A 21,430-nucleotide genomic window follows, 5' to 3' on the forward strand; every position below is an offset into this window, starting at 1 on the left:
TACCGTCATGACGATCAGCCCTGAGCGCGTGACCGCCCTGTGTCGCCTGGCCCAGCAGACGCGCGACCTGATGGACGCGGTCGCGCTGACCGATGTGGCCGACGGCGAGCTGCAGGCCGTCACCGCCGAGCTGGCCGCGCTGACCGGACGGCTGCGCGCCGCGGCCCGGCCCACGCCGCAGCCCCTGGAACTGGCCCCCGACGGCACGCTGCGGCACCTGGGCAACGCCGTCACCGGCGCGGCCAACCCGCACGCGCTCCCGCTGGTGGTCGAGCTCGACGGCAACGGCGTACGCGCCGACGTGACCTTCCGCCCCCTGCACGAGGGGCCTCCGGAGGGTGTCCACGGCGGCATCACCGCCATGATCCTGGATCACCTGCTGGGCCAGGCCGTGGCGGCCGCCGGATTCCCGGGGATGACCGGCACGCTGACCGTCCGCTACCGCAGGCTGGTGCCGTACGGCACGCCACTGGTCGCCACGGCCGAGCATGCGCGCTCGGAGGGGCGCAAGGCGTGGGCCGAGGGCCGGATCGCCCTCCCGGACGGCACGCCGCTGGTCGAGGCGAGCGGGCTGTTCGTCACCCCGACCGCGTGGATGGACGCGCAGTGCCCGACGTCGCTGCGCGGTTGAGTAGGGGGCTACTCATGTGGCGGATGTGACCTGTCCCGGATGCTGCTTCCTGTCCATCGACGAGCAGAGAGGAAGCCGATGTACGGGAAGGTCGCGAGCGTCACGTTGCTGGCGGCGAGCCTGCTGGTGTGCGGGGGAGCGGCGGCGGCGAGCCAGGCCGGTTCGGAGGTCGTCTACGCCTGCGTGGCCAAGAACGGCGCGGTCCGCATCGTGAGCGCGAAGACCAAGTGCCGCACGGGTGAGCGCAAGGAGTGGTGGAACCGGACCGGCCCCCAGGGACAGCAGGGCCCGGCGGGTCCGCAGGGCCGGCAGGGCGAGCGGGGACCACAGGGTGAAAGGGGTCCTCAAGGCGAGCGCGGGCCACAGGGCGAGCGCGGACCCCAAGGCGAGCGCGGGCCACAGGGCGAGAAAGGCCCTCAGGGCGAGCGCGGACCGCAGGGCGAGAAGGGCGAGCCGGGCCCTGCCGGGCCTCCCGGACCGAAGGGCGAGAAGGGCGACGGCATGGGCAACGTCAGGATCAAGCGGGTCGCCTTCGACCAGGACGTCTTCTTCCAGCATCACGACGTCGCGTGTAACTCCGACGAGATCGCCGTGGGCGGCGGGTTCGAGCTGACCCGGCTGGGCCCGGAGACCAGGGCTGTCTCCAGCTACCCGCTCGGCGGCACCGGCAGTCCGTCCGGCTGGCGCGTCAGCATCCAGAACGGCGCGGAGGGCCTGGTTTACGTGATCTGCGTGGAGAGGTGACGAGCCGGCGTTCTCGCCGTTCGCCTGGACCGGACAAGGAGCAAGCCGTGTGGTGATCCGACCCGTGCCAGAGGAGGGGTACGGCGGCGCGGGATGCGGCATGCTTTCCGCCACCCGGAAGGCGGAAAGGATCACCGCGCCGCCGTCCTCGCTCGCCATCGCGTTCTCCCAGGAGCCGAGAAAAGTGATCAGGCAGTCCCGGCAGCGGCATGGGCACGGCGCACATCAGTGACGGCCCTGCTGGAGCACTGCGGGCACGGGATGCGTGGCGCGCAGATCCCGGTAGCGGAAGGCGATACGGCGGGCGGCACGGTCCGGCTCGCAGGCGGGGTGCCAGGAGTACACCGGCCTCTTGCGCCGCTCCTCCCAGCCGGAGCCCCACCAGAACCGGTCACCGTTGCACCAGACCAGCAGCCCGGCCCGGACCGAGACGACGGCCAGGCCGTACCCGTCGTGGACGTCTACGCCGATGCCCTGGTCCGCCAGGGTCATATCCCGTGGAGTGGCGTAGCCGGGATCATGTGGGGTGCTGGCTCGCTATCAGTTCGTGGTTGGCGGGGTAGAGCTGGTCCATACTGCCTTCGGGCAGGTAGCGGCGGGGGAAGGCGATCCATTCGTCGTGCCTCTCGATGAGCACGCCGGTGGTGAGCCGTTGGCGGGCGTCGGGGTGGGGAAGATCTGCCCGACGTCGGCTCGGCGCTTGATCTCACGGTTGATCTGCTTCAGGGGATTGGTCGATTGGATCTTCTTCCCATGCCGGCGCCCAGCATGACTTTGCGCACCGTGGTGATCAGGCCGCCGTGGTGGTCGGCGATCACCAGGCGGACGCCGTGCGGGCCGCGTTCGCGCAGGGAGCGCAGGATCTGGCTCCAGAAGGTTTCGGTCTGGCTGTCGCCGACCATCGGCCCCAAAACCTCGCGCCCGCCCTCTTCGGTGATGCCGGTGGCGATGACCACCGCCTGGGAGACGATCTGATGGTGGGGACGGTCTTGCCGTAGACGGCGTCGAGGTACCCGCAGGGGAGGCGGGTGTGGTCCAGCGGCCAGGCGCGGAAGACGGCCAGCTGCTCATCCAGGCCGAGCAGATCCGGGAAACCTCGCTTGTGGAGATGCCGTCGTCGCCGCCCAAGACCTGGACCAGCTCATCCACGCTGCGGGTGGAGACCCCGTGCACGTAGGCCGCGATGATGACCGCATACAGCGCCCGGCCGGGTGCGGCGCCTGCGCTGGAGCAGGCTGGAGGAAACTGCCGGTGCGCACCTTGGGGATGGCTACCTCCAGGTCCCCGGCCTGCGTGTTGAGCGTCCTGGCCTGGTGCCCGTTACGCAAGGTCGTGCGAGTGTCGGTGTGCTCTCCGGGCGCGGCGCCGATGTGGGCGCGGCTTCGGCCTCGATCAACTCCTGCAGGATCTGCTGGGCCAAGACACGGATCAGTTCGACCCCCTCGGCCGTCCGTAGTGACTCCAGCAGCCGGAGTAAGTCATGCCGGGATGCGGCCATCGCGCTGCCTCTCGCTTGAACGGGCTTCCTCTACTCGGAGAGTCGCGCGGTGGCCGCCTGGTGGCCAGGGGCCATTCCAAGAGTCCTGTACATCACTTGGCGGGACTCCATTCGTCTACATGGTGCACCGGCTGACCCATTCCGACACGCCACAGCACGCCTACGCGAGTCCGTGGGCCAGGTGCGAGGCCGAACGCTGGCTCTTCCGCATCTCATCGTTAGCCACGCCGGGTAGCCATTGCTTTACGAAGCAGTCCAATCCCACGGCCTGGTCATGGGGCAATGCGATCCGCGGACACATCTCCGAGTGTATTGCCACACGGAGCTCCGGCGTATCCCCTGGTCAACCCTCTAACCCGATGACCATTCCACAAGGGCCCAGGCGTGACCCATACGGGGATCTGTGACCAATGTCAAGTCTTGACGTGGATGTCACGATCACGAAGCTTGTTGTTAAGTAACTTCATGACAAAGAGTAAAAAAACATGACATGGCGTCGGAAGATACTCCGTCACCTTAGCCTGTTATCCGCCCTCCTTCTTTCACTCTCAGCCCTCATCGGTTCGACCGGGCGGGCAAGCGCCGATCCAGCGCCGCAAGACGAAGCCCTGAGCGATGTAGTGAAAAAGTATCGCGACAGGGTACTGGCGAGGCCGGGTCAGCCGAGAGGAGCGAGCCACCAGCGCGGGAGCGAACGATGCACGCCCGCCAGGAAGGCCTCTCCCGCAACTAAGGACCAGCTCATCGCCTGCCTCACCCCCAAGAATTCGGGCGACGTCCAACTCGCTAGACCCACATCGAGGCCAAGGGAGATACCTGATTGGTGCTCTTTTGACTATGGTGTGTGGGGCGGCGACAGGCTCACCGCCTGCTCGTTATGGAGCTGGAACTACCAGCTAATAAACCCCGAGACGGGAACGGTCGGGGGGCGGGCCACGATTTATGTGTGGAACCTGCTACAGACCCACAACGCCAAGAACCAGGTCATTTGGAAGCAGTGGTTTGGTGCTTTCGACGTCACCAACCTGGCCAAGGGCACCACTGTTTCCGCGACCACAGGCTGTGATGGCCCGTGTGACCCTTATAGCCAGCCCGTCGCGCCAAGGGCGCTTCCGACGGACCCTGGCGAGGAAGGGTGGCTGTTTGCCTCCTTCGAGTTCGCGGGGCGGCTTAGCGGAGTTCCGGCCAATACCTGGAAAAGTGGCATCCAGCCGTACACGGACTTGGCATTCGGCAATCCAAACACGCCTGCTCTGGTTGAGGATCAGATGTGGCTCGATCCGGAAGAGTGGGATATCCGCTGCGACTATCTCTCCGCCGGTGGAGATGCTCCCCACTATGGATGCGTTTTCAAGGAAGTATGGCCCGTGCACGTCGTCGTGTGGGCAGAACTTCCTGGGCACGCCGAAGTCATCACGGCCGCCCAGAACCATCGCGATGCGCCAGGCGCTCCAGGGGATGAGCCCCTCACTAGGCTCATGGATGAAACGCTGAAGAAGAAGAAGAATGGCCAGGAAGCTTGCGAGATGTGGCCGTCACCACGCCCACCGGGCGAAGAATGTGACGAATATCCATTCCGGTCAACGTGGCAGGGAGCCTATACCGGCGACCCTGAGCACACGTTCTCAGATCTTATCCCGGAAAGCGAAAACCAAGATGGCGGAGAACAGTTGTCCTGGTTCTATCGCTATCACCGAATAATCGAAAAAGATCCATTCTACGTCGAGGTCGAAACGTAGCCTATTACAGGGCGACGTCGCGCCTGCGCCGTCTCTACTCCTCGCTTATGATTCCTATATGAACGACAACGCACCGATGGCGGCCACTGCAAAGGTGTCCGTATCCTATGGCAAGATCCTCATCAAGGCTCTTGGCGAGGTGGAGTACACCGATCCTCCCAGCTATGCCCCGAACGGGTTGGTGGCTGCTCACCTGAATGCCGCTGCAATCTTCACCGGGGTGCGTGACGGTTATGTGACTGTCACAGTGTGGACCTCCGCTACCGCGCCCTCCCTAGAGGGGGCGCGGAAGTGGGCCAACGTGGAGGAGGTGGTGTTTCCTGTCTCGCTTGGGGACATGCGCCTGTTTGGCTTCATGAGCGATGCCCCGACTCCAGATCTTCCCTCGCTCACGCCGCAGGGGCCGGGGGTCTACGCCTTAAGGGTGCATGCTTCCGATCGGCCCCGCATGGGTGACGTCGCAACCGACGATCCAGTCGAGGAATATCTCGTCTGCTCGTGGCCGCTCACGCTCGGTCGTGATCCAGCCATCGAGGCGGCAGAAGAACTGCCTGACCTGACGCGACCGGCCGTTCGGGCTTACAGGGAACGGCTTCGTGCAACGGACTCTGCCAAGCCCGGTCGTATCCACCGTCCTGCTAGGCCCTGATCAGGCGGAGCGCATGACAGCATACGGCCTACCGATGATCTTCTTGACATGCTTGCGCTGCCTTGGGATAGCGCACGGTGCCACTAGTAGTACTTTGTCATGATCATGCGAGGGCAGCGAAGAGCCGGGCGCGCGTGACGGTCTGACGACACAGCGGGCAGGCGCCGAGCGGAGTGCTTCTCCTACGACGGGCTGCGCCGCCTGACCGTCGCATACACCACTACCGGCAACGCCTGCGGATCCGGCGGCGACGGGCTCGGCCTGGATCCCTCCAGCCAGACCTATGCCTACGACGCGGTCGGCAATGCGCACCCGAGAGGGCTGGCCTGGCTGGCCGCCGGCCTGCATGGGAGCATGCAGCTGGCCATTGATGACGCCATCGGAAAGGTGTCACGTCAGCGCTACCTGCCCTACGGGCAGCGACGCGGCGGCAGGGATGATCTGCCGTTCACCGACCGAGGCTTCCTCGGCAAAGTCGAAGACGACTCGACCGGACTGGATTACCTTTCCGCCCGCTACTACGACCCCGCGTCTGCCCGGTTCGTCTCCCCAGACCCGCTCCTCGATCTGACCAAACCAGGGTGGGCCAACCCCTACAGCTACGCCGGGAACAACCCGATCGGGCTTTCGGACCCCAGCGGCCTGGCGGTGGTCAAGGACGGTGGGGGCGGCGCCTGTCACACCGCCGCACAGTGCGCCAGCTACGACTACAACACCTGCGTCAAGAAGTTCGGCGACCTGGCCTGCGCCGAAGCCAAGCTGAAGCAGGCCAAGGCCGCCGAGAACGGATGCTGGAACACCTTCATCCAAATCCTCAAGCAGCTGGGTGATGTGATCCTCGAAGAGATGGGCATCAAGTCCGGACTGGACTGCGTGCTGAAGGGTGACCTCAAAGCCTGTGGCGACACCGCGATCAACATCATCACCAGCTTCATCGGCGGCGCCGTCGGCAGACTGGCTCTCAAGTACGGCGTGCCATGGAAGTGGGCCGAAGGCGCCAAGATCGCTAAGAAGGTTATAGACCTCGGCAAACGCGCCAAGGAAGCCTTCGACAAATGGGCACAAGCCAACGACCTGACGAAGAAGGCCGAGAACATCTACCAGGCCGCCGTCAAGAAGTGCAAGAACAGCTTTGTATCAGGCACGCTCGTCTTGATGGCCGATGGCACCTACAAGCCCATCGACCAGGTCAAAGTGGGCGATCTGGTGCTGGCCGCCGACCCGGTCACCGGCGAAACCAGCCCGCAACCCGTTCTGGCGGTGATCGGCGGCAACGGTGACAAGACGCTCGTCCACATCACCGTGGACCTCAACGGTGACCAAGGCGGTAAGACGGGCGCCATCATCGCCACCGACGACCACCCTTCTGGACGGCGGATCGGCACTGGTTCAACGCCGACCAGCTTCTGCCCGGCGCCTGGCTGCGGACCAGCGCCGGCACCTACGTCCAGATCGTCGCAGCCCGGAAGTGGACAGTCGGCGATCGAAAGGCCTGCAACCTCGCTGTCGATGGATCCCACACCTACCATGTGAGTACAGGTGTCGGGGGGCCAACGTCCTGGTCCACAACTGCTTCAATTACGAAGGTATCGCCGACGCCATAGCGGAGGAGTTCGGCGGCGTCAAGACGGAGAATAAGGACGGTTATACTATTCGTATCAAGTATGGCAGGCGCGAAATCGTGATCAGGATTATGCGCTCAGGCGGGGAGCGGCGGGATTATTATCGCATCAGCGTTCCAGGTAAGGGCACCTACGGAAAGGACGGGGTGCCGTCGAACGACCCTGCGGCGACGCATATCGACCTCTCCCAAAACTCCATCGATGAGATACGGGCCATCGTCCGAAAGATCCAGGGGGCCTGAAGTGGGATCCCTTGATCGGCTGTGGGGAACATATCTGGCCTCCATGGCCATTGATATACTCAAGCATAAAGTAGAACTCCGAATATTCTTCACCAAGGAAGGCAGGCGGGTGGATTGCACCCTCCTCCTGGAGGAGGTCCAGGAGTTTCGCTTCTTCGATGAACGCCCGTTTGAATGGGATCTCGCCGAGCTCACGGAAGTACGGGGCGAGCGACTTGGTGACCTCATACACATCGACATGGTGATGTGGGTGGAAGAGGCTGGGCTGACAATCCGATGCGGCAAGGCGACGCTGGACGGAGAGCCCTTGGACCTGTGACTTGAGGTGCCCCGAACCTTCCGGACGCGGTGCCCGCCATGGCGCAGGCGAGCTGGAAAGGGAACGAGTGGCAGGCAAGAATTACTCCGAAGAGTTCAAGCTCGACTTTGGCCGGCATCCAGGTGCGTAGCCCACGACTCACCGCGCGCCTTCAAGATCACAGAGGTGGCCCAATCGAGTTCGGGCGCGGCGTGTCAACAGACAACCACGGGCTCCTGGCTGCCGAGATGCGTCGACAACACCTCGGCTATCAGGGCGCGCTCCCGCTCGCAGGCGTGACACGCCGAAACGACCGCTGAGATCACCCGACTCAGCCACGCCGGCCAAACCCTTCGTCGGCAGGCTCCAAAAGACAAGCTCAGTAGCCCGCACCCGTGAGCAGGCCGCCGTCCACGGTGAACTCGCTGCCGGTGCAGTAACTGGCCCGGTCCGAAGCCAGGAACGCTACCACGTGGGAGACCTCCACCGGCTTGGCGAAGCGCTTGATCACCATGGACTTCAGGAACGCCTCGCCGTCCACCTTGGCCATCAGGTCCGGGTCGACGGCCATGGGGGTGTGGATCGCGCCGGGGTGGACGCTGTTGACGCGGATCTTGAAGGGGGCAAGCTCGCGGGCCGCGGCCTTGGTGACGCCGCGCACGCCGAACTTGGAGGCTGAGTAGGCCGACAGGCCCGCCGCGCCGATGAAGCCCTCGATGGAGGAGATGTTGACGATCGAGCCGCGTCCCATGGCCTTCATCGGCTCGATCACCGACTTGATCCCCAGCCAGGTGCCCTTGAGGTTGACGTCGAGGACCCGGTCGAACTCCTCGAGGGTCATCTCCTCTATAGGCCGATATTTCAGGATTCCGGCGTTGTTGACCAGGACGTCGAGCCTGCCGTACGCCTCCAGCGCGGCGTCCACCGCGGCCCGCCACTCGCCCGGGTCGGTCACGTCGTGCCGGACGAAGACCGCGCCGGTCTCGGCGGCCAGCGCCTTGCCCTCCTCCTCCAGCACGTCCCCGAACACCACGCGAGCGCCCTCCTCCAGGAACAGCCGCACGTGCGCCGCCCCCATGCCCCGCGCCCCGCCGGTGATCAGCGCCACCTTGCCGTCGAGCAGCCCCATCAGGCTCTCCTTCCCGCGGCCACCGCGACGGCCGCCGCCTCCATCGTCCGGTACACCGGCATCCCCGCGGCCAGCTCGCGCACCCGGTCCTCCACGCCCGGCGGGGCGACGTCGGCGTTCCGCGTCACGAGCGTGATCCTCGCGCCGCGCGTCGCGGCCAGCTCGGCGACGTAGGCGTACAGCGGCCCGGCCGCGTCGCCAGAGGCGTCGCCGTAGGTGAAGAAGCTCTGCACGTTCACGTGCGCCACGACGTCGCGGTACGGCTGCCGCCGCACGACCGCCTCGATCACCTCGCGCACCAGCGAGGGACGGCCGCGCGGGCCCACCGGGATCTCCAGCGGGTTGCCCGGCCCGGCGCCGGGCGCGGTGGCCAGCGCCCGCAGCTCGTCGGCGGCGTCCTCCGGCAGGGGGTCGAGGACGAGCCCGGCCGCGTCGAAGGCGTCGGCCGCCAGCACCCCGGCCCCTCCGCTCGGGCCGACGACCAGCACACCGCCGTTCCCCGCCCCACCGCTCCCGCCAGCCCCGCCGTCCGCCGCGGCTCCGCCGTACGCCTGGAAGTAGGCCAGCACCCCGATCAGGTCGTCCTGGCTCGTCACCAGCGCCGTCCCGGTCTGCTCGGCGAGCGCCCGCCACACGCGGCCGTCGCCCGCCATGCTCCCGGTGTGCGAGGCCGCCGCCCGCCCGCCCTGCCGCGTCCGGCCGCCGACCAGCAGCACCGTGGGCAGGCTCGTGGCCGACAGCGCCTCGAACAGCGCCCTGCCGTCGCGCGGGTCCTCCAGGTACATCCCCACGGCCGTGGTGTGCTCGTCCCGCGACAGCCACCGCAGCAGCTCGGCCGGGGTCACGTCGGCGGCGTTGCCCACGGTGACCACCCGGCTGAACGCCAGGCCACGCCGCTCGCCCACCTTGACGACCTCCCCGGCCAGCCCACCGCTCTGCGAGATCAGCGCCACCCCGCCGGGCGGGCCCAGCCCGCCGCCGACGAACGTCTGCCGCCCCCGCGGGCAGTAGACGCCCATGCAGTTCGGGCCCAGCAGCCTCGTGCCCGCCTCCCGGGCCGCCGCGACCAGCTCCGCCTCCCGCTCCGGATGGCCCGCCTCGCCGAAGCCGCCGCTCATCACCTGCACGTACGGCACGCCGCCCGCCTGCCGCACCACCTCGGCGCAGCGCTCGGCGGGCACCGCCACCAGGGCGTAGTCCACCTCCGCCTCAGCCAGCGACCGGACGGCCCGAACCCCGGCCACCCGGTCCCCCTCCGGGTGCACGGCCACCACGGGGGTTCCCGCGGCCTTGTAGAAGTCCAGGAACATGGTCCCGAAGTTGGGCTTGGCGGCCGAGGCGCCGACCACCGCCACGGCCCTGGGTTCGAAGAGCCGGGTGAAGTCGCTCTCGCGGCTCTCGCGCGGCGGCGCGGCCGGGCCCTCGACGTAGCGGGCGTCGACGGCCACCACGCCGGACGGCGAGGCGATGACCGGGTTCAGCTCGAACTCGCCGAGCCGCAGGCGTTCCCACAGGCCGCCCGGACCGCCGACCGCCATGAGCAGCTTGACGACGGCGTCCACGTCGACCGGGCCGGCGCCGCGGAAGCCGTACAGCAGCCTGGACCCGCGCAAAGACCCGATCATCGCCCGCGCGTCGTCCTCGGTGACGGGGCACAGCCGCAGCGCGGTGTCGTCCAGCGCCTCGGTCCAGATCCCGCCCAGCCCGGACAGGAGCACCGGGCCGAACCCGGGGTCGCGCACGAGGCCCACGATGAGCTCGACGCCCGGCGGCGCCTGCTCCTCGACCAGGAAGCCCGTGGCGGGAACCCCGCGCGCCAGCATGTCGGCCGCGGCGCCGGCCACCTCGCCGGCGCGCAGGCCCAGCCGTACGCCGCCCACGTCGGACTTGTGGAGCGGCCCGACGGCCTTGAGCACCAGCGGCTCGGCCAGCCCCTCGCACGCCAGGCCCGCCACGCCGCGGGGGACCGGGATGCCGGCCTCCCGCAGCAGCGCCTTGACCTCCGGCTCAGACCAGGTGGCCATACAGCTGCCTGATCTCGCGGCGCAGCAGCTTGCCCGGCCCGCCGGAGGCGTCCTGGAAGTGCGGCAGCGACTCGGCGACCACGACGTGGTCGGGCCGCTGGTGGGCGGGCAGCGTCTCGGCGAGCGCCTGGCCGATCTTGGCGGCGTCCAGCGAGTGCCCGGCGCGCGGCACGACCGCGAGGAGGATCTTCTGCTCGACCGCCGTCTCGGCGTGCTCGGGGACGCCGACCACCCCGGCCTCGGCGACGCCGTCGAGCGCCGCGGCGGCCTCCTCGATGACGACCGGCTGGGTCCACAGGCCGTCCTTGAGGATGGCGTCCTCCCGGCGGCCCAGCACGGTCAGCACGCCGTCCTCCGACAGGACGCCCAGGTCGCCGCCGACGTACCACTCGCCGCGCAGCACCTCGGCCGTCTTGTCCGGCAGCCCGTCGTAGCCCGCCATGCGGTGCGGCCCGGCCAGGTTGATCTCGCCGGCCCGGCCCACGACCCGGTTGCCGGCGGGGTCGGTGATCTGGACGGCGTTGCCCATCCGGGCCCGTCCGGAGGAGCCGAGCGGGATCGAGCCGTCGTCCACGCGGCCCATGCACGTGTAGGGGGCCTCGGTCTGGCCGTAGTAGGAGTACACGCCGGCGTCGGGCAGCCGTTCCTTGATCCGCGAGAGCATCGTGGCCGTCAGCGGCTCGCCGCCCAGCATGATCACCCGGATGGAGGACAGGTCCACGCCCTCGTGCTCGGAGGAGCCCAGCAGCGCGGCGTAGAAGGACGGGATCTGCGAGACGTGCGTGACCCGCTCGCGCGGCACCACCCGCAGGAAGTTCGACGGGCCCCAGTCCTGCTCCAGGACCAGGCGCATCCCGGCGTACAGGGCGGGCCCGGCGATCGCCGGGAAGCCGATGCCCCAGATGATCGCGCCGGTGCCGAAGACGGAGTCCTCCGAGTGCGGGACGTCGAGCCAGATCCGCGCGGTCGCCAGGGAGGAGTCGTGGGTGTGCACGACCGGCTTGGGCAGCCCGGTGGTGCCGGACGTGTAGTACAGCGCCACCGGGTCGTCGCCGAAGGCCCCCAGCGGCGGCTCGTCCTCCCTCGCCGAGTCGAGCGTCGCGGCGTCGATCCAGGTCCGTACGGCGGGCAGCGCGGGTTTGATCCGCTCCACCACCTCCGCGACCGTCGAGTCGTGGACGAAGGCCGTGCATCCCGAGCCCGCCACCACGGCCTGGAGCGTCTCCACCGGCCAGTAGGGGTTCAGCGCCGCGGTGACCACGCCCAGCTTGGCTTGGGCGAGGTAGATCTGGGCGACCTGGAGCGTCTCGTTGAGCAGCGCGGCGACCCGCTGGCCGGGGGCGATCCCGGCGGCCAGCAGCGCGTGGGCGCGGCGGTTGACGACGCGGTTGAGCTGGTCGTAGGTGAAGCTCTGCTCGCCGCAGTAGGTCAGCGCCACCCGGTCGGGCGTGCGCAGCGCGCCCGCGGTCAGGACCGCGTAGCCGTAGTTCCCGTAGGGGGATCGCTGTGGTGATGGCGTCATGGGGGTGCCTCCGCGGGTCAGAGGGGCTGGTAGAGCACGAAGACGTTGCCTGACGGGTCGCGCAGGACCGCCCTGCGCTCGTGGGGGCCCGTCTCGGGGGCCCGCTCGACGGCCGCGCCCCGCTCGGTGAACTCCCGTACGGCCCGCGCGAGGTCCTCCACCTTGTACGACGGCGCTGCCTGGGCGGCGACGTGCTCGGCCGGCCCGGCCAGCGCCACGGTCACCCCTCCGGCGTCGAGCGCGGCGAAGCGGTCGCCGTCGCGGAACTTCACCGGCAGGCCGTAGAAGGCGATCGCCTGGTCCAGGTCGGCGACGGGGACGAGCACGTTGCCCAGCTTGATCACGCGGGTCTCCAGTGGGGTAGGTCGTCGAGGTAGGTCACCCGGACCGGCAGGCCGACGCGCACCCGCTCCGGCGGGCAGCCCACGACCTGGCCGAAGGCCCTGCCGCCCTCGGGGAGGTCGATCCAGGCCAGGACGTACGGCTCGCGCCCGCGGAAGCCGGGGGCGAAGGAGCGGTGCACGACCGTGAAGGTGTGCACCGTGCCGGCGCCGGACAGCAGGCGGGTGACCAGTTCGCCGCCGCAGGAGGGGCAGGAGGCCGCCTGGCCGTAGGCTGGGTCGCCGGTCGCGGCTGGACGGTCGTGCTTCGGGCCCGGGCTCCGGCCGGCCGGTTCATGGTTCTGGTCGTGGACGGTGGCGGCGTGGGCGCCGGGCGGGGGTTCCTGCGCTCGGTGACCGCACGCCGTGCAGTGCCGGATGGCCAGCTCGCACGCGGCCCGGTGGGGGTCCATCGCAAGCCAAGCTAGCGCACGCTTGGTTAGGCGGCAAGCCTAGTCGGGCGCGGGCGTCTCCTCGACGCCCGCGGCGTCCTCGTCGGGAGCCGCGGCCTCGGCGGTGGGCGAGGCCGCCTCGGACGTCGGGGCGGCGACGCCGGGCTCCGAGGTGCGGCCGGCCGAGGGCGCCGCCGACGGCCCCGGCGTGCCCGAGCCCGTGGCGTCCGTCGAGGTCGGCGCCGGGCAGGCGGGCCCGTCCATGGGGACCTCCCTGACCTGCGGGCCCTGGGCCGAGGCGGGCTCGGTGGCGACGATGACGCCGAAGTACGCCCGCCGCCCGCACGGCACGTCGCCCAGGTCGTGCGTGAACGGGTGCGTGTAGGCCGTCTGCCCGCTCAGCGTGTGGGTCTCGGTGTGGACGGTCCTGGCCGGGCCGTCGCCGTCGCGCCGCGTGTAGGCGAGCTTCAGCCGGATGGGGGCCGCGCTGACGGCGTCGACGCGCACGGCCCCGGCCGAGCCGCTCCACCCCATGATGCTCGCCTGCCGTACGGCGGGGCCGCCGGCCGGGCCGGGCGACCGCGAGGCCGTCGGAGCGGACGTCGGCGTGGGGACCGGGGGAACGGTGGCCGGCAGGCCCTGGGAGCCGGTCGGCGTGGGGGCGGGCCCCCGGGTTTCCGGCGGCGCGGTCCCGGGCCGTGTGGCCCCAGGTTGCGTGACCCCGGGCCGTGTGGTCCCGGGCTGGGCGGTTCCGGGCGGTAAGGAGGAGGTCGGCGACTTGTTGTCGGCGGGGTCGGGGTCGATCGCGTGCGGGGACTCCGCCGGGGGCATGAGGAAGGGCCCGCCCCGGCCGCCGCCCGAGACCAGCACCGCGACGAGCACGGCCACGACCGCGCCGCCCGCGATCCACAGGTGCGGCGGCATCCGCGGCACCAGGCTCACCCACGAGCGCCGCGTGCGCGCCACCGTGGTCGCGGCGGTCGCCTGGTCGGCCTTGGCCAGCGGGAAGCGCAGGGCCAGGAGCGTGGCCAGCTCGGCTAAATGCCGCCGGCCGCGGTCGGCCCAGTCGGGCCCGTACCCGGCCAGGGCGTCCTCCTCCAGCTCGGCGGCGAACCGGGCGGCCGAGCCGTACCTGCCGGCGGGGTCCTTGGCCAGCCCGCGGCGCAGCAGGTCGCGCAGCGTGTCGGGGGCCGGCTCCAGCGGGACGGGCGCGCTCAGGTGCCTGTCGCGGACCTCGGCGGTGCTTCCCCGGTACGGCGGGCGGCCCATGACGCACTCGAACAGCAGGCAGGCGGCGGCGTACAGGTCGCAGGCCTGGCTCGCGGGCTCCCCCCGCCACAGCTCGGGGGCCAGGTACGGCGGCGTGCCCGGCGGCACGCCGGGCTCCTCGACGTAGCCGACGACGCCGAAGTCGGTGACCTTGCCGGCGCCGTCGGCCTGGACCAGGACGTTCTCCGGCTTGAGGTCGCGGTGGAGGACGCCCTTGGCGTGCGCGGCGGCGAGCGCCCGCAGGACGTCGCGCAGGACGACCAGGGCCGCCTCGGGGCTCATCCGGCCGCGCTCGGCGAGGATCGTGCGCAGCGGCACCCCGTCGACCAGCTCCATGACCACGGCGGCGCGGGTGGGGGTCTCGACGTACTCGTGGAGCCTGACCACGTGGGGGTCGTCGAGCTCGACCAGCCGGGGGGTCTCGGCGGTGTAGCGGGCCATGAACTCGGAGTCGCGGCGCAGGGCGGCGTTGAGATACTTGATCGCGACGTACGCGCCCGTTTCCTGGTAGGTGGCGAGGAACACTCTTCCGGTACGGCCGGCGCCCAGCTGGCGTACTTCTCGGTACCCCGGGACCAAGATCAACTCCCATCAGAGTCGCCCGTCTTGGATTCGACGGTCTCACCCGGGGCGTGGGTTGTCACGATTCTTGAAATTTCACCCTTCGAGGTGTTCGGGTGACATTTCGTGACAGATTCTCGGAGCGGGAATGGGGTGTTAGGGTTTGCGGTGGCAGATTTCCCAAGCAAGCGCTCGGGAGGCTAGGTGTGGGCCGTACGGCGGTGCTCGTGATGGAGATGCAGCGCGGCGTTGTCGAGAAATTTCCGGACCTCGCGGCTCCCGGCATGGTCGCCACGCTCGCGATGCTCCTGGACGCCGCCCGCGCCGCCGGCGTCCCGGTGATCCACTGCACCGCCGCCTTCCGCGCCGACCGGGCGGGCTCGCACGTCGGCAACTGCCCGTTCATCGTGCGCCTGCTGGAGGACCCCGCCCACATGCTGGAGGGCACGGCGGCGGTGGAGGTGCTCGCTCCGCTGCTGGGTCCGGGCGACCTGGAGAGCCGCCGCTACCACGGCTTCTCGCCGTTCACCGGGACGTCGCTCGATGTGACCCTGCGCTCGCTGGGCGTCTCGCACGTCGTCGCGACGGGGGTGTCGCTCAACCTCGGCATCCCGGGCCTGGCGCTGGAGGCCGTGAACCTCGGCTATCGCGTCACCGTGGTGACCGACGCGGTCTCGGGGACGCCGCAGGAGTACGCGCGTGCCGTCCTCCGGAACACGATCAGCCTGCTGGCCACGCGCGTCACGGCCGATGACCTGATGGCGCGATGGCACCAAGCCACGCCACCCGCCCCGGCCCAGCCGGGAGGCGCGACGGCGGATAGCCCGGCCGCAGGCCAGGGAAGGCTTCCCTCCAGAGGCAGGGCCCCGGCACCGGGAGCGGGCGAGCCGCCGGAAGGAGCGGGCTGATGGAAGGCATGCGGCTGGACGGCAGGGTGGCCGTGGTGACCGGGGGAGCCGGGGCGATCGGGGCGGCCGTCGGGCGTGACCTCGCCTCCCTGGGCGCCCACGTGGTCGTCGCCGACGTCGACCTCCCGGGCGCCGAGAAGGTGGCCGGCGAGCTGACCGTCGACCTGGAGGGCACCGCCAGGCTGCGGCTCGGCCGCGCGACGGCCCTGGACCTGGCCTCGCCCAAGTCCATCGAGGAGTTCGCCGGAGCCGTCGGCGCCGTGGACATCCTCGTCCACAACGCCGGCGTGTCGGTCGTCGAGCCCTTCACCGCCGCCGACCCCGAGAACTGGGACCTGATGTGGCACGTCAACCTGCGCGGCCCCATGCTGCTGACCAAGCTGCTCCTGCCGCGCATGACCGAGCGCGGATGGGGCCGCGTGGTGTTCGTCTCCTCCGACGGCGCGCGGGCCGGCTCGGGCGGCGAGGGCGCCTACGCCGCGACCAAGGCCGGGCTGTTCGGCCTGGCCAAGAGCCTGGCCAGGGAGGTCGCCAGGGCGGGCGTCACCGTCAACGTGGTGTGCCCCGGCCCCACCGACACCCCGATGCTGCGCAAGATCGGCGCCGAGAAGCCGGGGCTGGTGGACAGGCTCGCCCAGAGCATCCCGCTGCGCCGCCTGGGCACCCCCGAGGACGTCTCCGGCCTGGTCGCCTACCTGTGCACCGAGCGCGCCGCCTACATCACCGGCCAGACCATGTCGGTGAGCGGCGGCATCACCATGCAGTGAGCGCGATGAGCTCACAGCGAGTCGTAGACGGCCTCCAGCAGCAGGTAGCCGCGCAGGCCGCCGGAGAAGGCGCTGGACATGCGGTTCATGACGTAGCCCACCGCCAGGCCGTTCGCGACGTCGCCCAGCCCGATGAAGCCGCCCATGCCGGTGTGCCCGAACGCGGTTTCCGCGCCCCGTCGCGGGGTGAAGAACGTCAGCGCCGGCCGCATGAAGCCCAGGCCGAAGGAGCTCTCGACGTGGAGCACGCGGTCCGGCCCGGTGACGCGGCGGCGCAGCGCGTCCTGCAGGGTGCCGGGGCGCAGGATCTCGCCCGCGACCAGCGCGCGGTAGAAGCCGGCCAGCGACCGTGCGGTGGTGACCATGCCGGCCGCCGGCCAGCCCGCGCGCATGATGACCGGATGGTTGGCGCCGCCCTTGAGCCGCTGCATCCCGGGATTGCCGAGGGCCCGGTTCGCCAGGCTGTCGCGGTCGCGGAAGGCCCGCGCCATCTCCCCGAGCGCGCCGGGCGGGTCCGGGGGCGCGGCGGGAGCCGTACGGTCACCAGCGGCACGGTCACCCCCGGCACGGTCGCCGGCCGTGAGCCGGGCGGCGCGCTCGATCACGTCGTCGGGGGCGCCGATCCACAGGTCGAGCCCCAGCGGCCCGGCGATCTCGGCGGCCGTCAGCTCGCCGACGGACTTGCCCGCCACGCGCCGCACGACCTCGCCGATCAGGAACCCGTAGGTCAGCGCGTGGTAGCCGTGCGCCGTGCCGGGCTCCCACAGCGGCCGCTGGCCGGCCAGCCGGGCCGCGATGGCCGCCTGGTCCTCGAACTCCTCGACCGGCACCTCCTCCTCGATCACCGGGAGCCCGGCCTGGTGGGTCAGCAGGTGCTCGACCGTGATGGCGGGCTTGCCGAACTCGGGCCACACCTCCGCGACCGGGGTGTCGAGCCGCAGGAGGCCCCGCTCGACGAGCTGGAGCAGGACGGTCGCGGTGACCGCCTTGGTGCAGGAGTAGGCGAAGGCCGGGGTGTCGCGCTCCCATGGCCGCCCGGTGTGGCGGTCGGCGACGCCGCCCCACAGGTCGACGACCAGCTCGCCGTCCCGGTAGACGGCGAAGGCCGCGCCCAGCTCCTCTCCCGACTCCAGTTGCCTGCCGAACTGCTCGCGCACCCGCGCGAACCGGGGATCGCAGTGACCGTCCACACCTCTCCTCGCCGGAATCCTCGCCGGGTCTCTTCAGGAAGCGAGCGCTTACTTGGTTACCGAGCCTAACAACTGGGGCCGCTTCGGCCCAGAGGATCAGCGTGGCACGCTCAACCTGGTCACCGGCGACCGGGTGCTGGCCGCCCTGTCCCACGCGGTCACCGGGCAGGTGCTCCAGCTGGGCATGCCCGTCGACCGCCGCGCGCCCCGGCTGAGGGGCCGCCCCGAGCCCCAGCACTACATGTCGATCGACGGCGCCGACTTCGCGGCGGGCGCCCGGCCGGTGGGCGCCGGGCTGCGGATGGCCGACGACGCGCTGATCGTCTCCCCGCACGGGACCACCACGCACATGGACGCGCTGTGCCACATGTGGGAGGGCGAGGCCCTGTACAACGGCTATCCCGCCGCCCGCGTCCACTCCTACGGCGCCAGGCACTGCGGCATCGAGCAGGCGGGCGGCGTGGTGACCCGCGGCGTGCTGTTCGACGTCCCCGCGCACCTGGGGCTGGAGCACCTGCCCGCCGGTTTCCGCGTCCACGCCGGCCTGCTGGAGGAGATCGGGGAGGTCGGGCCCGGCGACGCCGCGCTGGTCAGGACCGGCTGGCCGCTGGTGTGGCGGCGCTCGCCCGAGGAGTACTGGTCCGGCCAGCCCGGGCTGGCCGCCGACGCCGGCCGCTGGCTGGCCGCCCGCGACGTCGCGATCGTGGCCAGCGACAACGCCGCCATCGGAGGGCTCAACGCCCGCCAGCTGGCCGACGAACCGCTGGCCGACGACCTGCACCTGATCCTCCTGCACCGCCACGGCGTCCACCTCGTGGAGCTGCTGTGGCTGGAGGAGCTGGCCGCGACGGGCAGGAGGGACTTCGTGCTCGTGGTGGCGCCGCTGCGGATCACCGGGGGCACGGCGAGCCCGGTCAACCCCCTGGCGATCCTCTAGCCTCCCGGCGGCCGCCGCCTACCAGCCGACGGTCAGCACCTCCATGCCCGCGACCACCGTGTTCTCCCGCATCCTGGCCTCGCCCGCCAGGCGGAGGGCGGGGAAGGCGTCGAACAGGGCGCGGTAGGCGACGCGCAGCTCCATCCTCGCCAGGTTGTGCCCGAGGCACAGGTGCATGCCGTACCCGAAGGCCAGGTGCTCGCGCACCTCTGGCCGGTCGGGGCGCAGCTCGTGGGGATGGGCGAACACGGCCGGGTCGTGGTTGGCCGCCATGAGGTCCACCGTGACGGTCTCCCCGGCCGCGACGCGCTCACCGTCCAGCTCCAGGTCCTCCAGGGCGGCCCGGTTGGGCGCGCCGACGCGCAGGATCGTCAGGTGGCGCAGCAGCTCCTCGACGGTCTCCGGCGCACGCGGGTCCAGGCCGGGGCGCGTCAGCAGCTCGTGGACGCCCAGCGCGATCATGTTGGCGGTGGTCTCGTGCCCGGCCACGAGCAGGAGCAGCGCGATGTTGGTGACCTCCTCCTCGGTGAGGTGCCTGAGGTCGCTGAGGACGTCCTCGCCCGGCTCCTTGTGACGGACCAGCTTCCCGAGGTAGGCGACCAGCTCGGTCATCCCGGCCCGCTCGCCGCGCACGATCCTCCTGGTCTGCTCCTCGAAGAAGTCGTGGTCCTCGTACGGCACGCCGAGCAGCTCGCAGATCACGCGCGAGGGCAGGGGCAGCGCGTAGGCGGCGACCAGGTCCAGGGGCGGGCCGTGCCCGGCCATGGCCGCCAGCAGCTCCTGGGCGATCGCCTCGACGCGCGGTTCGAGCAGCCGCATGCGGCGGGCGCCGAACGCGCCGGCGAGCAGCCGCCGGTAGCGGGTGTGCTCGGGCGGGTCCATGTGGGTGAACCAGCCCGGCGCGGCCGGTTCCTTCGGGGAGTTGGGCCGGATCGGCTCCGTCAGGGGGTGCTTGAGCTCCTGCCGGTTGGACAGGCGCCGGTCGCTGAGGACGGTGCGGGCGGCCCGGTGGGTGGAGGCCAGCCAGCCGAGGTGGCCGTCGGCCGATCGGATGCGTCGCATATTTATGAGAGTAGACTCCTATTTGAGAGTTGACTAGCGTTTGGCTGGAGGGTGCGAGAATTCGGGGCATGAGTCTGCGCGAGCGCAAGAAGGCCAAGACCCGCGCGCTGATCCAGCGGGAGGCGCTGCGGCTGTTCCGCGAGCAGGGGTATGAGGCCACCACGGTCGAGCAGGTCGCCGAGGCGGCGGAGGTGGCCACCAGCACGGTGTTCCGCTACTTCCCCGCCAAGGAGGACCTGGTGCTGCTCGACCACGCCCCCCGGTTCCTCGAGGCCCTGGAGTCCGCGCCGGCCGAGCTGGGCCCCGTCGCGGCCGTGCGCCACGCGCTGCGGGAGCTCGCTGCGAGCCGTACGCCGCAGGAGCTCGCCGAGGGGCTGGAACGCGAGCGGCTGATGCTGACCGTGCCGGAGCTGTGGGCGGCGAGCCTGAAGAACGTCACGTCGATGATCGCCACGATCCGGGACACGCTCGCCCGGCGGGCCGGGCGCGACCCGGCCGACCCCTGGGTGCGCGACATCACCGGCGCGGTCGTCGGCGTGATCTTCGCCGTGTGGCTGGACTGGGCCAAGGACCCCGGCATGGACGGCCCCGCCGAGATCGACCGGGCGCTGGCCGCCCTTGAGGTCCTGGATTGACTTCCTCCCCTCCCTGAAGGGAGGGGATTCCAACCGTCGCCGGTCGGCCTTCCTGCTTCACCGCCAGTCGCCCGCTCGAGAGGACTCTCGTTGAGGTCTTACACCGGCTCCACAGGCGTTTTACCTCTCCGCCAGCCCGGCGGCGAGGATGTTCTTGGCCGCGTTGACGTCGCGGTCGTGGGTTGCGCCGCATGCGCATGCCCATTCCCGGACGTTGAGTGGCAGGGACCGCTGGAGCGCGCCGCAGGCAGAGCACAACTTGGAGCTGGGAAACCAGCGGTCCACTACCACCAGATCCCGCCCGTACCAGGCGGCTTTGTACTCCAGCATCGAGCGAAACTCCCGCCACGAGGCATCGGAGATAGCACGCGCCAGGTTGCGATTCTTGACCATGTTGCGGACAGTGAGGTCTTCCACGGCGATCACTTGGTTCTCGCGAGCAAGCCGTGTGGTGACCTTGTGCAGGAAATCCCGGCGCCGGTCGGCGATCCGGGCGTACACCCTGGCGACGCGCAGCTTGGCCTTGGCCCGGTTGGCGGAGCCCTGCTCCGTGCGGGCCAGCGCCCGGTGGGCCTTGGCCAGCCTGCGCCGGTCCCGGCGCTCATGCCTCGGGTTGACGATCTTCTCGCCGGTGGAAAGCGTCGCCAAGGTGGTGATGCCTGCATCCAGCCCCACCGCGTTCTCACTCGGTGGCAGCGGGGCGATGGTCTCCTCGACCAGGATGGACACGAACCAGCGGCCGGCAGCGTCACGCGACACGGTGACCGTGGAGGGTTCGGCACCGTCCGGCAGCGGACGGGACCACACGATCGCCAGCGGCGTCTCCATCTTCGCCAGCGTCAACTCACCCTCGCGCCATCGGAACGCCGAGCGAGTGTATTCGGCGCTCGCGCGGGACTTCTTGCGCGACTTGAACGCCGGGTACTTCGCGCGCCTGGCGAAGAAGTTGGCGAACGCCGTCTGAAGGTGCCGTAGCGCCTGCTGCAACGGCACGCTGGACACCTCCGACAGGAACGCCAGCTCCGGCGTGCGTTTCCAGGCCGTCAACGTGGCCGAGGTCTCCACGTAGGAGACGCGGCGGCCGTGCAGAGTGTAGGCGCGGGTGCGCTCCTGCAGCATCCGGTTGTAGACGAAGCGGACGCAGCCGAAGGTCCGGGCAAGCTCTTCGGCCTGCTCGGGGATCGGGTAGAAGCGGTACTTGTAGGCCCGCTTCACGATCTGCGCCACGCCT

General features: G+C 70.2%; 19 protein-coding genes and 2 pseudogenes. 10 read left to right on the forward strand and 11 right to left on the reverse strand.

Translation table 11 applies throughout. The annotated features are described in order from the left end of the window. Positions 1 to 7: 7 nt before the first annotated feature. Complete coding sequence (locus BSB02_RS13120) at positions 8 to 631, forward strand: PaaI family thioesterase (protein ID WP_143590591.1); 624 nt, start codon at positions 8 to 10, stop codon at positions 629 to 631. A 78-nt stretch (positions 632 to 709) separates the two neighbouring features. After that, positions 710 to 1,375, forward strand: a complete 666-nt coding sequence (locus BSB02_RS13125) for a collagen-like protein (RefSeq protein ID WP_206184664.1) — start codon at positions 710 to 712, stop codon at positions 1,373 to 1,375. 225 nt (positions 1,376 to 1,600) lie between these two features. Here BSB02_RS13125 and BSB02_RS13135 read toward each other — a convergent pair whose 3' ends face one another. Beyond that, positions 1,601 to 1,867 (reverse strand): hypothetical protein, encoded by a 267-nt coding sequence (locus BSB02_RS13135; protein ID WP_084959061.1) that lies wholly within the window; start codon positions 1,865 to 1,867, stop codon positions 1,601 to 1,603. Between the two features lie 25 nt (positions 1,868 to 1,892). Beyond that, a pseudogene (locus tag BSB02_RS43495) lies at positions 1,893 to 2,873 on the reverse strand (IS256 family transposase). Positions 2,874 to 3,715: 842 nt separating this feature from the next. Here BSB02_RS43495 and BSB02_RS13145 point away from each other — a divergent pair. From BSB02_RS13145 to BSB02_RS13155, 4 genes are all read left to right on the forward strand, one after another. Then, the gene (locus BSB02_RS13145; protein ID WP_158088617.1) at positions 3,716 to 4,612 is read left to right on the forward strand and encodes a NucA/NucB deoxyribonuclease domain-containing protein; all 897 of its coding nucleotides are present in this window, start codon (positions 3,716 to 3,718) and stop codon (positions 4,610 to 4,612) included. 58 nt (positions 4,613 to 4,670) lie between these two features. Further along, positions 4,671 to 5,261 carry a hypothetical protein gene (locus tag BSB02_RS39555; RefSeq protein ID WP_143590593.1) on the forward strand — a complete coding sequence of 197 codons (591 nt, stop codon included), beginning with the start codon at positions 4,671 to 4,673 and terminating at the stop codon, positions 5,259 to 5,261. 354 nt (positions 5,262 to 5,615) lie between these two features. Continuing rightward, positions 5,616 to 6,794 carry an RHS repeat-associated core domain-containing protein gene (locus tag BSB02_RS13150; protein ID WP_084959063.1) on the forward strand — a complete coding sequence of 393 codons (1,179 nt, stop codon included), beginning with the start codon at positions 5,616 to 5,618 and terminating at the stop codon, positions 6,792 to 6,794. 332 nt (positions 6,795 to 7,126) lie between these two features. Next, positions 7,127 to 7,444, forward strand: coding sequence for a hypothetical protein (locus BSB02_RS13155; protein WP_143590595.1), 318 nt, complete (start codon positions 7,127 to 7,129; stop codon positions 7,442 to 7,444). A gap of 358 nt (positions 7,445 to 7,802) precedes the next feature. Here the strand turns inward: BSB02_RS13155 and BSB02_RS13160 are convergent, their stop codons facing one another. From BSB02_RS13160 to BSB02_RS13185, 6 genes are read right to left on the reverse strand one after another with little or no spacing between them, the layout of a single operon-like run. Further along, complete coding sequence (locus BSB02_RS13160; protein ID WP_084959065.1) at positions 7,803 to 8,552, reverse strand: glucose 1-dehydrogenase; 750 nt, start codon at positions 8,550 to 8,552, stop codon at positions 7,803 to 7,805. After that, positions 8,552 to 10,576, reverse strand: coding sequence for an acetate--CoA ligase family protein (locus BSB02_RS13165; RefSeq protein ID WP_084959066.1), 2,025 nt, complete (start codon positions 10,574 to 10,576; stop codon positions 8,552 to 8,554). Before BSB02_RS13165 ends, BSB02_RS13160 begins: the two co-directional genes overlap by 1 nt. Further along, positions 10,560 to 12,098, reverse strand: a complete 1,539-nt coding sequence (locus tag BSB02_RS13170) for a class I adenylate-forming enzyme family protein (protein WP_084959067.1) — start codon at positions 12,096 to 12,098, stop codon at positions 10,560 to 10,562. The genes BSB02_RS13165 and BSB02_RS13170 overlap by 17 nt, the downstream gene beginning before the upstream one ends. Positions 12,099 to 12,115: 17 nt before the next feature. After that, positions 12,116 to 12,442, reverse strand: coding sequence for a VOC family protein (locus tag BSB02_RS13175; protein WP_206184665.1), 327 nt, complete (start codon positions 12,440 to 12,442; stop codon positions 12,116 to 12,118). Continuing rightward, positions 12,439 to 12,891: a Zn-ribbon domain-containing OB-fold protein gene (locus tag BSB02_RS13180; RefSeq protein ID WP_084959069.1), complete on the reverse strand. Its 453-nt coding sequence runs from the start codon at positions 12,889 to 12,891 to the stop codon at positions 12,439 to 12,441. The genes BSB02_RS13175 and BSB02_RS13180 overlap by 4 nt, the downstream gene beginning before the upstream one ends. A 39-nt stretch (positions 12,892 to 12,930) precedes the next feature. Continuing rightward, entirely contained in the window at positions 12,931 to 14,718 is a 1,788-nt protein-coding gene (locus BSB02_RS13185) for a serine/threonine-protein kinase (RefSeq protein WP_158088618.1), read from the reverse strand. A gap of 188 nt (positions 14,719 to 14,906) precedes the next feature. On the opposite strand from BSB02_RS13185, the gene BSB02_RS13190 reads away from it, so the two are divergent. Both BSB02_RS13190 and BSB02_RS13195 read left to right on the forward strand, forming a co-directional pair. After that, a complete protein-coding gene (locus BSB02_RS13190; RefSeq protein WP_240506402.1) occupies positions 14,907 to 15,608 on the forward strand; it encodes a cysteine hydrolase family protein in 702 nt (233 codons plus the stop codon). Then, positions 15,608 to 16,375 (forward strand): SDR family NAD(P)-dependent oxidoreductase, encoded by a 768-nt coding sequence (locus BSB02_RS13195; protein WP_084959071.1) that lies wholly within the window; start codon positions 15,608 to 15,610, stop codon positions 16,373 to 16,375. Before BSB02_RS13190 ends, BSB02_RS13195 begins: the two co-directional genes overlap by 1 nt. A gap of 11 nt (positions 16,376 to 16,386) precedes the next feature. On the opposite strand, the gene BSB02_RS13200 is transcribed toward BSB02_RS13195, so the two are convergent. Further along, positions 16,387 to 17,565 carry a serine hydrolase domain-containing protein gene (locus BSB02_RS13200; RefSeq protein ID WP_084959072.1) on the reverse strand — a complete coding sequence of 393 codons (1,179 nt, stop codon included), beginning with the start codon at positions 17,563 to 17,565 and terminating at the stop codon, positions 16,387 to 16,389. 52 nt (positions 17,566 to 17,617) lie between these two features. Here BSB02_RS13200 and BSB02_RS13205 point away from each other — a divergent pair, with 52 nt between their 5' ends. Next, positions 17,618 to 18,502 (forward strand): cyclase family protein, encoded by an 885-nt coding sequence (locus tag BSB02_RS13205; protein ID WP_084959073.1) that lies wholly within the window; start codon positions 17,618 to 17,620, stop codon positions 18,500 to 18,502. A gap of 18 nt (positions 18,503 to 18,520) precedes the next feature. On the opposite strand, the gene BSB02_RS13210 is transcribed toward BSB02_RS13205, so the two are convergent. Further along, positions 18,521 to 19,564: a cytochrome P450 gene (locus BSB02_RS13210; protein ID WP_084959074.1), complete on the reverse strand. Its 1,044-nt coding sequence runs from the start codon at positions 19,562 to 19,564 to the stop codon at positions 18,521 to 18,523. Between the two features lie 68 nt (positions 19,565 to 19,632). Here BSB02_RS13210 and BSB02_RS13215 point away from each other — a divergent pair, with 68 nt between their 5' ends. Next, positions 19,633 to 20,199 (forward strand): TetR/AcrR family transcriptional regulator, encoded by a 567-nt coding sequence (locus BSB02_RS13215; protein ID WP_084959075.1) that lies wholly within the window; start codon positions 19,633 to 19,635, stop codon positions 20,197 to 20,199. Between the two features lie 34 nt (positions 20,200 to 20,233). Here the strand turns inward: BSB02_RS13215 and BSB02_RS13220 are convergent. Continuing rightward, positions 20,234 to 21,426 (reverse strand): annotated as a pseudogene (locus tag BSB02_RS13220) (RNA-guided endonuclease InsQ/TnpB family protein); the annotation flags it as partial. Between the last annotated feature and the right edge of the window lie 4 nt (positions 21,427 to 21,430).

Source organism: Thermoactinospora rubra, from assembly GCF_002093975.1.
GTDB lineage: Bacteria > Actinomycetota > Actinomycetes > Streptosporangiales > Streptosporangiaceae > Nonomuraea > Nonomuraea rubra_A.

Coding starts and splice junctions, on each gene's coding strand:
- BSB02_RS13120 (WP_143590591.1), top strand. CDS start 8: ATGACGATCAGCCCTGAGCGCGTGACCGCCCTGTGTCGCCTGGCCCAG.
- BSB02_RS13125 (WP_206184664.1), top strand. CDS start 710: ATGTACGGGAAGGTCGCGAGCGTCACGTTGCTGGCGGCGAGCCTGCTG.
- BSB02_RS13135 (WP_084959061.1), bottom strand. CDS start 1,867: ATGACCCTGGCGGACCAGGGCATCGGCGTAGACGTCCACGACGGGTAC.
- BSB02_RS39555 (WP_143590593.1), top strand. CDS start 4,671: ATGAACGACAACGCACCGATGGCGGCCACTGCAAAGGTGTCCGTATCC.
- BSB02_RS13150 (WP_084959063.1), top strand. CDS start 5,616: ATGCAGCTGGCCATTGATGACGCCATCGGAAAGGTGTCACGTCAGCGC.
- BSB02_RS13160 (WP_084959065.1), bottom strand. CDS start 8,552: ATGGGGCTGCTCGACGGCAAGGTGGCGCTGATCACCGGCGGGGCGCGG.
- BSB02_RS13165 (WP_084959066.1), bottom strand. CDS start 10,576: ATGGCCACCTGGTCTGAGCCGGAGGTCAAGGCGCTGCTGCGGGAGGCC.
- BSB02_RS13170 (WP_084959067.1), bottom strand. CDS start 12,098: ATGACGCCATCACCACAGCGATCCCCCTACGGGAACTACGGCTACGCG.
- BSB02_RS13180 (WP_084959069.1), bottom strand. CDS start 12,891: ATGGACCCCCACCGGGCCGCGTGCGAGCTGGCCATCCGGCACTGCACG.
- BSB02_RS13195 (WP_084959071.1), top strand. CDS start 15,608: ATGGAAGGCATGCGGCTGGACGGCAGGGTGGCCGTGGTGACCGGGGGA.
- BSB02_RS13210 (WP_084959074.1), bottom strand. CDS start 19,564: ATGCGACGCATCCGATCGGCCGACGGCCACCTCGGCTGGCTGGCCTCC.
- BSB02_RS13215 (WP_084959075.1), top strand. CDS start 19,633: ATGAGTCTGCGCGAGCGCAAGAAGGCCAAGACCCGCGCGCTGATCCAG.